The 10,083-nt window shown below is 67.9% G+C and carries 9 protein-coding genes and 1 pseudogene; 2 read left to right on the top strand and 8 right to left on the bottom strand.

Going from position 1 to position 10,083, the window contains the following annotated elements:
- Window positions 1–1,080: 1,080 nt before the first annotated feature.
- The 7 genes from ACIQZN_RS15585 to ACIQZN_RS15555 all read right to left on the bottom strand — a co-directional run bounded on the left by ACIQZN_RS15585 (window position 1,081) and on the right by ACIQZN_RS15555 (window position 6,892).
- A complete protein-coding gene (locus ACIQZN_RS15585) occupies window positions 1,081–1,257 on the bottom strand; it encodes a hypothetical protein (RefSeq protein ID WP_403993025.1) in 177 nt (58 codons plus the stop codon).
- Window positions 1,258–1,550: 293 nt separating this feature from the next.
- A complete protein-coding gene (locus ACIQZN_RS15580; protein WP_403993023.1) occupies window positions 1,551–2,693 on the bottom strand; it encodes a hypothetical protein in 1,143 nt (380 codons plus the stop codon).
- 106 nt (window positions 2,694–2,799) lie between these two features.
- Entirely contained in the window at window positions 2,800–2,922 is a 123-nt protein-coding gene (locus ACIQZN_RS15575; RefSeq protein ID WP_403993020.1) for a hypothetical protein, read from the bottom strand.
- A gap of 149 nt (window positions 2,923–3,071) precedes the next feature.
- Window positions 3,072–3,338: a hypothetical protein gene (locus ACIQZN_RS15570; RefSeq protein ID WP_403993017.1), complete on the bottom strand. Its 267-nt coding sequence runs from the start codon at window positions 3,336–3,338 to the stop codon at window positions 3,072–3,074.
- On the bottom strand, window positions 3,335–3,628 hold the full coding sequence (locus tag ACIQZN_RS15565) for a hypothetical protein (RefSeq protein WP_403993014.1): 294 nt from the start codon (window positions 3,626–3,628) through the stop codon (window positions 3,335–3,337). The genes ACIQZN_RS15570 and ACIQZN_RS15565 overlap by 4 nt, the downstream gene beginning before the upstream one ends.
- 1,268 nt (window positions 3,629–4,896) lie before the next feature.
- Window positions 4,897–5,052: a hypothetical protein gene (locus ACIQZN_RS15560; protein WP_403993011.1), complete on the bottom strand. Its 156-nt coding sequence runs from the start codon at window positions 5,050–5,052 to the stop codon at window positions 4,897–4,899.
- Between the two features lie 193 nt (window positions 5,053–5,245).
- Complete coding sequence (locus ACIQZN_RS15555; RefSeq protein WP_403993008.1) at window positions 5,246–6,892, bottom strand: recombinase family protein; 1,647 nt, start codon at window positions 6,890–6,892, stop codon at window positions 5,246–5,248.
- Between the two features lie 41 nt (window positions 6,893–6,933).
- Between ACIQZN_RS15555 and ACIQZN_RS15550 the strand changes: the two are divergent.
- Together ACIQZN_RS15550 and ACIQZN_RS15545 are read left to right on the top strand one after the other, a co-directional pair.
- Window positions 6,934–7,581: pseudogene (locus ACIQZN_RS15550) on the top strand (radical SAM protein); the annotation flags it as partial.
- A gap of 133 nt (window positions 7,582–7,714) precedes the next feature.
- On the top strand, window positions 7,715–9,292 hold the full coding sequence (locus tag ACIQZN_RS15545) for an alpha/beta hydrolase (RefSeq protein ID WP_403993005.1): 1,578 nt from the start codon (window positions 7,715–7,717) through the stop codon (window positions 9,290–9,292).
- Window positions 9,293–9,361: 69 nt separating this feature from the next.
- Here the strand turns inward: ACIQZN_RS15545 and ACIQZN_RS15540 are convergent, their stop codons facing one another.
- Entirely contained in the window at window positions 9,362–9,937 is a 576-nt protein-coding gene (locus ACIQZN_RS15540; protein WP_403993002.1) for an adenylosuccinate lyase, read from the bottom strand.
- Window positions 9,938–10,083 lie beyond the last annotated feature (146 nt).

The following is a 10,083-nucleotide window of genomic DNA, read 5'->3' as shown; positions in this document are numbered from 1 at the left end:
ACCCGGACCCTAGACAAGTCCTATCGTCCCAGGTCAGAGGCACTCCTCACCTTTTTGATCACGCTTCGGACAGGCTCGTTCGTGAAAGCGCGAGGTTAACTACAGCCTTCCAGAGAGGTACATACCAGGATGATTATGCGATTGGCGCAGATCAGCAAGGTGCGGGGGGCTGGAAAACGGCATTACACCCAGGGTGCGTTTCTAGAGCTGAGGCCGGGATCGCTGAGAGGCACCGGGCTGAACTTTGGTCGTGTCCTCCCTCCCTCGCCGGGAAAATTCCGCTGTTCGTTGGCTTGCGCGTTGGGCCGACAGTGCGGCCTTCTGCGTGCGGTGACGAGGCGGTGAGCCCACAAGCAGACGACAGCGGGCACGCCGGCCCGGGATTGCGATGGTGCGCGTGCGCGCGGGTCGGCTGCTGTTGTACGCGAGCGCCGACCAGGGGCTGATCGGCATAGCGCCAGTTACGCGTGCACCCCCAACCGGAAGTGGCTACAACGTAGTTGACTGGCCTGGCGTCGGCGGAGGAGCAAGCGGGCTGAGACACAGCAAAAGCGGGGACAGGTACCGGGCATCGTCGCCCAGTACCTGTCCCCGCTGCTGTCTTACCGCCTGCGCCGCGAACACCCCCTACCGGCTGGACCGCCCCCGCCTACTCAGCGCCACTCGATAGGCCCGCCACCCGCTCGCCTGCCCGCGCCCACGTTGGCTATGTGACTCGCCGTGAAGGTCCCGCCCCCGGCAAACAACATGGCCGTTCGGTCGGGGTCGCCGACATCGATCCATCCCCGCTGTCTCGGCGCCGGCTTGACCATCCCGTGCTCTGCGGCCAGGCGCTCGCACTCCACGAGGGATAGGGCGGACGAGACAGCATTGCGACGGACAGCGCACTGCCAGCACGCGGCCGAGGGTGCGCCATTGAGTCGAAGCACGCACGCCCCGGATGCGGCCGTAAAGGTCTCGCACTCTTCGCACCGCACCGGCTGGAACTGGTCGCGCCACTGGCGCTCGGCCCCCCAGCGAATGAGAGCGAGATCGCGTCGTGCGGCCCGTGCTGCCCAGCGGTTGCGCCACGCTGTCCGATCAATCATCGCCCACCAGTCCCCACGCTCGAAGGTTGAGCCACTGCTCGCACTCGGCGCACACCATGCCGTCTACAGTCAGCGGCGGATTGTTGAAACGCTCGCGCAAACGGGCGGCGAAGATCCGGGAGAGCGCGGCCGGCTCGAACTCCTTTGCTGAGCCGTGCACAGTCGCCACATCACACCTCAATGTCTCGCCACATTTCCCGCGCGTGCAGCCACTGAGTGCACGTCCGACATACCGTTACGTGCTTCGAACCCTTGGCCGCACCGATCACGACACCCGCACGTCGGGCAACCTCGGCGACCTCCACCACTTCCACCAACTCTGCTGCGTGGAAAGGCGTTTCGCCGCGTAGGGCTTCCGCCGTTTCTCGCCCCCGGCAGTCAGGGCCCAGCGCACACGGCAGCAGCCCGGGAAAACCTGCGTCAGCGGATCGCACCGCCGGACCCGCATCGACTCGGTGTAGCTCACGCGGCGCCTGCGGCCGTGACCACCTGGACGTGCGCCGGGTTCGCCAGAACCACACCACCGACGCGCGCACGGCCGGACAGAGCCACCTGATCCTTCGCGAACAACTCCGGGTGCTGCGTCGACGATCCGACGTCCAGGTTTTCCCGCATGGCAACGGCCACATTGGCGAGGCTGGCCGCCACGATGGTTCCCTCCGCGACAGCCGGCAGAGCGATGATCTCCGGCAGCTTGGCGGCCACCGCGTCGCTGATGGTGTCGATCAGTTCGGCCTCAGTCAGCGGATGCATGATCAGCGCATCCGGAACAGCCCCGGCCACCTTGCAGCGTGCCAGCGCCCCCAGCACGGACGGACCATCGACGGCCCCGCTGGTCGTCACGCCAGCTTCGAGCATCCCCGGCACCTGGACGTCGCCATCGTCCCCACCGTTGATCAGGACTGCGTCCACAGCGCGCCCCAGTGCGGAAAGCAGGGCGGCGTCCGTGGCCGCCTCGTACTGCGGGTAGTCCGTGATCTGGTCGAAGTCGGCTCGCACCATCGCGGCTACCTTCACGGTCTCGTACCACTCCACCGTGCCGTGTGTGAGCTCGTTGGGCATCAGTTCTTCGTTCCGCCCCAGCACGCGGCCTTCCAGCGCAGGCACCAGCGGGACGTATCCGCGCTGCGACCGGAACGTGAACTGCTGCACCTTGTCGAGAAGCTGTGAACCGGCAGGCACCTCGGCAAGCATCACGGGGGCCGCAACAAGGTTCCCGGTGTCCAGCGCATCCAGGGCGTCAGCCGAGCGTTCTGTATACGCCATCGTGTCGGCGCTGAGCCGGATCGGTACGCCCAGCACCCGGACCTGTTCGCGGGACCGACGCTCCCCGGCGTCAGCGAAGGACCGGGCACCGATCACGGCCAGTTCGGTACGGACGGCACGCTCATCGGCACGGGCAGCGCGCTCATCGGCGGCAGCGGCGCCCACGGCATCCGAGACAGCGCCATCCAGTCGGGCGATCTCGGCGAGCAGGCGGCGTTCGGTATCGCGGGCGCCGGCGGGCATGTTCGCGCCGTACCGGTCGCTCAGGGCGCGGAGCTTCGCCGTGGCGGCGTCGCGCTGAGCAAGGTGGGCGGCTGCGGCGTGGGCGTCAAGGGCCATGGGAGTACCTTTCGATTGGTGCGCTGGTCGGCGCGGTTGGTGCGCCGCTTGGCGCAGATTTGGTTCCGAAGCGTTTGGTGCCTGAAGGCGTGGGCGTTGCGGGCGCTCACGGCGCGGTCGCAGTCAGCTGATCCCGGGGAATCGTCCGGATGTGCAGGCCGGACGTCATCAGGTCGCCGGTGCGCGAGACCGTCAGCGGGTACCCGGCCCGATCCAGCGCGGCGGCCACCTCGGCAGCGTGCTGAACCGGTCGCCCCGTAGCCGCACACCACCCGCTGAACGCGCGCAGGAACGCTTTGTACCTCAGCGTCTCGCCCGCGCTGTCCGCCGTACGGGCCCGGAGAAACGTGCACAGCGAATCCCACGTCTGCGGTGCGCTCACCGGGCACCCCCGCGCGGCTTCATGCGGAGACCCGGCACCATGTCGTCGCCGTAACGGCCTTCGGTCAGGGTCAGCCCGGCATCGGCAAGCGACTCGGTGATAGCGCGACCAGTCGGAATCGGCAGACCGCAACGGCCGGACCAACCATGGAAACAGCGGACGAACACGGAGAACGGCATAGCGCCGCGCTGTCCGGTCTCGCACTGATCGCTGATGAAGTCGTTGAGCTGGTTGTAGAGCGCGGCGCGCTGTGTACTGGTCATGGTGTGTCCTTCGTTGGGTTGATGGCCATGCGGCGGATCAGGGCTGCTGTCTCCATCTGTTTGTGCGACGCACGCAACCCGACACCGACCGCGACAGGGGCGCCCTCACGCATGGCGATGCGAACTGCGTGGTCCGCCAACTCGTCCTCCATGGAACGCAGTTCGGGGAATGCCCCTCCGTGCACGGACAACCAGCCAGCGCATGCGGCCCGCAACTCGTACAGCGCGATAGTTCGCCGTGGGGCGAAGTCACAGCGCAGGGCCAGGAAGTCAGCGATACAGGGGCTCACGTCATAACCCTCGACACGGCAACATGCCCCAGCACCAGCGGTGCTTTACGGCGGGTGCCGACTATGTGGCGCTCAAGGCCGGCGATCCGCCGTTCCGCCATTCCGGCAAGCGCTTCATTGCCGTACCTGTACCGCGCCTTTCGCATCGCCCGCTCATACCCGGCAGGCTCCGCCCCACGGCGGAACAGGCGGTCGAAAGTGCGGTGATCGCGGGCACATAGCGGCTGGTAACGGGCGATGTCCAACGAGTAGCGACGGTTGCGATTGTCTCGCTGCTCGCCCGGGTCGGCGTTGTCGTAAGCCCACTGTGTCGCCTGACCCCAACACCAGCGGCACTGGTGCAGCCTGGCGGGTCCGTAGGCGCGCCTCACAGCATTATGGGCATTGATGTAAAAGTCTGACATGGGAAAGCCCTTGACTCGTGACGGCGGGAAACAAAAAAGCCCCAACCCTGGGGAGCTAGCTACCGGCCGTCACAGCGGTAGCTAGCTCAACCTAGGGTTGGGGCTTGATGCACGTAATTACGGCGGCGGGCCGCGTCCACGTGCGGGGACTTCTTGAGGGCGGGCGGTGTGACGGCACCCGCGTGAGGGGGAAGCGCATGATGCCTTCCCGTCCTAACTTTATTGAAGGGAGTGAGAGACCCGGCGGTGCCAGCGAAGGCGATACGACAGCGGGTGCGGGCGCTACGGACGGGGCGAGTGACGCTGTGACGGAAAGACGCGAACTCCGGTATGGGCCTATACGAGTATGTCTAGATACCAGATTTAGAGAGTTTCCGTCACAGCGTCACAAACCGCAGGTCAAAGGCTTGCCGCTCGGTGACGCGACCCGCTGAGGGTGACGCTACCTCTCGTTCCAGATTCGCCGATTAGGGCACCCTTATTCCGACATTCCAAACATGAAACACAAACCGCACATCGCAATAGGTGATGCCTGATGCACGGAAAGTGGCCGCGCTAGTTCACGCGAGCCTCCCGCGCAAGGCCCGCAAGGCCCGCCCCTTCCCGCTGTGACGCTGCTTGCCCATGCCGCCCCGAGGTCGCAGGTGTCCGTCTGAGCGCCTCTCGGGGGCTACCTGAGCAAAGGTGGACCCGGCTGCATTCCTAGGCGCCCAGGCGGACGCGCAGGGCTTTCGGTGACTCGACGCATGACAGAGCCCCTACCCATCTCGCTGATGGGCAGGGGCCTTTGTGGTGTTCTGCGGGCCCGGTGGCGCCGCTAGCCGGCCATGGCTTCGGCGGCGAGGAGGGCGCGGTCGTCGTTGGTCACAGCTCACTCGACAGGATGGCCGCAAGTTCCTGCGCGCCCGATTCGTAGAACTCGTTCGCCATGCGCCAGCTAACGCGGTCTTCGTTGAGCTTGAACGTCCGGCCCCGCTTGGCGCGCTTGATTCGGATCGTGACGCCCGCCTCGTGCAACATGTCTCGCCGACCCTTGTTGTCTGCGTCGCGCCATGCGTCCGCAATTGTTGTGTCCCGCTGGATGATTTCTACGGTCGCCGGGCGGGCTTCCCGCGTCTCCAGTTCAGCGAGGCGGGCGTCAAGGGCTGTGGCTTCCTGAAGGCAAAGCAAAGGGCCCCGCCCGGATCGCTCCGAACGGGGCCCCTGTTCTTGCTCAGGCGGCCGTGTCCCACGCGGGTTCGTCAAGCCAATTGATCTCCATACGGGAATGTCCGTCGAACTGAACTCCCCGCTTGGGTGCGCGCCGCACTCGGATTCGGCGGACTGCCAGCCTCAAGAGATCACGCCTAAGCGGAAGGTCTGCCGCTTCCCATGCTACCCGCTGTTGCTCTAGGTCCAGCAAGAACGAGATATCCACCGGGCCCGTGCCCCGTATGCCGTCGAGCGCCTTTTGCGCTGCCATGACGGCCGCATTTGCCTCGGATAGCTGGGGCGCGAAGAACCGTTCCGAGGGGCCGTCGAACAGTCCAGCGCGCCGGTCCTGCCACAGACGGGAGAGAACGCGCTCTGCGTCCGCCAGCGCGGCCCTAGCGGTCTGTTCCTCCTCGGATGCCTGCGGGTCCTTCCTGGCCGCCCAGCGCTCCGCCACGATGACCAACAGCGGGTCGTCTAGGTCGGCCGCGTAGAGCCGGGCAGACCAGCGCTGAAAGACGTATTCCTCGGCGCTGTGTGCGGCAGCATTCGCGGGGGCCGGGCACACTCCCCCAGCGCGGGAGCGCCAACACGCGTACGACGTTCCGGCGCTAGGCATGGACGAGAAACACCCGCAGCATTCGAGTAGGTCAGTCAGCAGATGCTTTGCCTTCCACGACTCGGCGTCTGCCGGTGGCCCATTTCCGCGCGATGCTGTCTGAGCCTCGTTGTACTCGTGTTCTTCGAGCAGTGGCGGCCCGACCATGACGCTGACCTTTTCGCCGTTCTCGTTAAGGTAGAGCATCCGGCGCGACCGATTGTCGGAGCGTCCCGTTATCTGCCATCCGGCATACGCGGGATTTCCGATCATGTTCGCAACGGTGCTGAATGCCCAGTCACCACCTGTGGGCGACGGTACTCCGCGCTCATTCAGTCGTCGTGCCGTTTCTCGCTTGGATACTCGCGCCACCGGCCATTCGTACGTAACAAATCGGGCAATCTCCATCTTGGTTACCTCGGGCTCACCCGGAATACCGGCAGATGTTTCCGGGTCTCGCTGTAGCTTCCGTTCCTCTATCTCCTCGCCGTCCTCATCGAACGCGGAGACAGTGACGACGCGCAGACCGTAAGGGGCGACCCCGTTAAGCCATTCCCCATTTTCGAGCTGGAAAGTCTTGGTGTTCCTGACTCGCTCGCTCAGTACCTCGGTTTCCTCACGGGCGTCCTCGGCGCGGCGGATGAGTTCCGAACGGTCCCTAGGATTAGCGCTGTCCAGTCCGATGCCGGGGTTATCGGCGTCGCCATTGTCGATCAGCAGGCGGCGGGGTCGTCCGTCTGCGGGCTCTACGATTGAGAGAATGGCACCGGCACCCCGGCGGGTCCATCGGTCCAAGCGGAACACCCACAGGGCCGCGATTTCGCCACGGTCCAAAGCTTGTAGGGCGAGATCCTGCTTAGCCACTTTCTTGGACCGGCGAAAGCGAGACGCCGACCCAACCTCACGCCATACATGACGAACAGTCAGGCCGAGCAGTTCGGCCGTCTTGCGACCTCGGGCTTCCTGCGCGCTGACCGAGATTTCCCGGCGGCCGGTCTTGCTCTTTACTGCCTGACTCTTCCGACATACCAAGTCGATGAGGTGGCTTGTGTCGTCCGCCTGTGTGTTCATGCCGGACATATTCGCAGGTCAAGGCTGCTTAGGGAAGTGTGCAACCAACCGAGGGCCGCTACCGGCTGATGCCCGGCATCCTGACCGCCCTGCGCGACCACGCGAACCCGTTCTCGATCCTGACGAAGGGCACGCTGATCCTGCGCGACCTGGAGCTGCTGCGGCAGGCCGCCGAGGTCACCGAGGTCGGCGTCTCGGTCTCGGTCGGCTTCACCGACCCGGAGCTGTGGCGGACCGTGGAGCCCGGCACGCCCTCGCCGGAGCGCCGGCTCGACGTCGTACGCAGGCTGAGCGAGGCGGGCATCGGCTGCGGGGTGCTGATGGCACCGGTCATCCCCCACCTCGGCGACAGCCCCGAGCAGCTGCGGGCCACCGTCCGCGCGATCGCCGCCGCCGGCGCGACGTCGGTGACCCCGCTCGTCCTGCACCTGCGCCCCGGCGCCCGCGAGTGGTTCATGGAGTGGCTCGGCCACCACCACCCGCATCTCGTACGGCGTTACGAGCGGCTGTACGCGGACGGCGCCTACGCACCGACCTGGTACCAGCGCCGTATCACCCGGTACGTGCACGAGCTGGCGGCCGAGTACGGCATCGGGCCCGCGCACCGGGGCACGGCCCGCAAGCTCCCCCGGCGCGAGCCGCGTCCGCCGCTCGACGGCTCGGAGCCCACCCAGCTCACCCTGCTCTGAGCGGGCAGGGTCCGCGCGGGGCACGCAAACGGGTCATCTCTCACCACAACGGGTCCTTCCGGCGCCGATTGCGGGGAACATGCGGCGGGGGCTGCGTACCGCGCAGCCGCGTTCCCCCATCCCGGGAGGCCATATGACGAACCGTTCAGTACTGCTGTGCGCCCTCGGGGCGACGGTCGCCGGTCTGGTGACCGCCGCCCCGGCCACGGCGGACACCGCGACACCGCGTGCCGCGCCGCTCGCCTGGAAGGACTGCGGCACGAAGTCCTCGCCGACGCTCCAGTGCGCGACGGTGCGCTCGCCGCTCGACCACGACGACCCGGCGGGCCGCCAGGTCACCCTGGCCCTGACGCGCGTGCCGCACACCTCGAAGACCTTCCAGGGGCCGCTGCTGGTGAACCCGGGCGGGCCCGGCGGCAGCGGCCTGTCCATGGCCCCGTTCGTCGCCGCCTCGCTGCCGAAGGCGGTCGCCTCGCAGTACGACGTGATCGGTTTTGACCCGCGCGGCGTCGGGAAGAGCCGCCCGGCCCTGGACTGCCTGCCCGGGTACTTCGACCCGGTCAGGCCCGACCCCGTACCGCAGTCCCTCGGCGGCGAGCGGGTCAACCGCAACCGGGCCCGCGACTTCGCGGCGGCCTGCGGCGAGAAGTACCCGGACCTGCTCCCGTACATGGACACGGTGAGCGCGGCCAAGGACCTGGACGTGATCCGGCGCGCGACCGGGGCGCGGCAGCTCAACTACTTCGGCTACTCCTACGGCACCTACCTCGGCGCGGTGTACGCGAAGCTCTTCCCGGACCGCGTCCGGCGCCTGGTCCTCGACTCGAACGTGGACCCCCAGGGCGTCTGGTACGAGGACAACCTCACCCAGGACTACGCGTTCGACGCCCGGCACAAGGCGTTCGCCGCCTGGGTCGCGAAGTACGACGCCACCTATCACCTGGGCGGCGACCCGGCGAAGGTCGAGACCGCCTGGTACCGGATGCGGGACGCGGTGAAGAAGCGCCCGGCCGGCAAGAAGGTCGGCGCGGGCGAGCTGGACGACACCTTCCTGCCCGGCGGCTACTACAACGGCTACTGGCCGGTGCTGGCCGAGGCGTTCGCCGCGTACGCCAACGACAAGGACGAGAAGCCGCTCGTCGCCGCGTTCGAACGGTTCGGCGCGGTGGACGCGGAGGGCGACAACGGGTACTCGGTCTACACGGCCGTCCAGTGCCGGGACGCCGACTGGCCGCGCGACTGGAACACCTGGCGCAACGACACCTGGCGGGTGCACGCGAAGGCGCCGTTCATGGCCTGGGGCAACACCTGGTACAACGCCCCGTGCGCCGACTGGCCGGTGAAGCCGCTGAACCCGGTGCGGGTCTCCAACCACGCCCTGCCCCCGGTGCTGCTGTTCCAGGCGACGGACGACGCGGCCACCCCGTACGAGGGCGGAGTCACCCTGCACCGCAAGCTGCGCGGCTCCCGCCTGGTGGTCGAGCAGGGCGGCGCCAACCACGGCATCACCCTGAGCGGCAACACCTGTCTGGACCGCTACCTGACGGACTACCTGGCCAAGGGCACGGTCCCCCGCGCCGGCCGGGGAGACGCGGACGCGGTCTGCGCGAAGACCCCCGACCCGAAGCCGGCGACCACCAAGTCGGCCCGCCCGGCAGTGCGCCCGGACCCGGGCAGCACACTGCACGGGCTGCTGGGGTTCCGGGGCTGAACCAGGGCTTCCGGGGCTGAACGAGAACGCCGAGGGGCGCGCGCGGAACGACCGCGCGCGCCCCTTCGCTCATCCGCTCCGCAGCCGCCTGAGCGCCTCCCGGGCCGCCCCCGCCAGGCGGGGCCGGGGCAGGGCCGCTTCCAGGACCGGGCGGGCGGCGGGGTCGCCCAGCGCGCCCAGGCCCTCTACGCAGGCCAGGGCGACGCGCCAGTGGGGTTCGTCCGGGGTCAGGAGGCCGGACAGGGTCTCGATCAGGGCCGGTACGGATTCCGGGGCGCGGAGGGCGGTGAGCAGGCGGACCGGGTGGAGGGCGTAGGCGGTGCGCAGGGGGTTGGTGGCGAGGGCGGCTGCGGCGCGCGGGGTGCGGGGGTCGGCGAGGCGGGTCAGGGCGTGGGCGGCGCTGACGCAGCGGTCGGGGTCGCGGTGGTTGAGGAGGAGCACCAGAGGTTCGAAGGCGCGGCGGTCCCCGGCGCAGCCGAGGCGGAACGCGGCGATCTCGCGCGCCCACAGCGGGCGTTCGTGCTCGACGAGGACGCGGGCCAGCTCCTCGTCGTCCGCGGTGGCGAGCAGGGCGCGGTAGGGCGTCGACTCCCCCGCCTCGTCGGCCAGCCGGTGCGCCAGGGAACGAAACTCCTCGTCATCCATGACCGTCAGCGTATCGGCGGACACGGTGCGTATCGGCGGGGTCCGGGAATGTGGTGCGGGCCACAACTGGCCAGGGCTGGCGCGCTCGTTACTCACTGGTTAAGCTCAGTTGAGCGGGATCTGATCCCGTCGCTCCGATGGCCTGG

Origin of the sequence: Streptomyces sp. NPDC097595 (assembly GCF_044761525.1) — a bacterium.
Lineage (GTDB): Bacteria > Actinomycetota > Actinomycetes > Streptomycetales > Streptomycetaceae > Streptomyces > Streptomyces drozdowiczii_A.
The sequence above is the reverse complement of the archived record's forward strand: the minus strand, read 5'-3'. Positions and strand labels throughout refer to the sequence as shown.

Bases quoted from the DNA above. Each gene is read 5' to 3' on its own strand.
- ACIQZN_RS15555 (WP_403993008.1), bottom strand. From the start codon at position 6,892: ATGAACACACAGGCGGACGACACAAGCCACCTCATCGACTTGGTATGT.
- ACIQZN_RS15580 (WP_403993023.1), bottom strand. From the start codon at position 2,693: ATGGCCCTTGACGCCCACGCCGCAGCCGCCCACCTTGCTCAGCGCGAC.
- ACIQZN_RS15560 (WP_403993011.1), bottom strand. From the start codon at position 5,052: ATGTTGCACGAGGCGGGCGTCACGATCCGAATCAAGCGCGCCAAGCGG.
- ACIQZN_RS15540 (WP_403993002.1), bottom strand. From the start codon at position 9,937: ATGGATGACGAGGAGTTTCGTTCCCTGGCGCACCGGCTGGCCGACGAG.
- ACIQZN_RS15545 (WP_403993005.1), top strand. From the start codon at position 7,715: ATGACGAACCGTTCAGTACTGCTGTGCGCCCTCGGGGCGACGGTCGCC.
- ACIQZN_RS15570 (WP_403993017.1), bottom strand. From the start codon at position 3,338: ATGACCAGTACACAGCGCGCCGCGCTCTACAACCAGCTCAACGACTTC.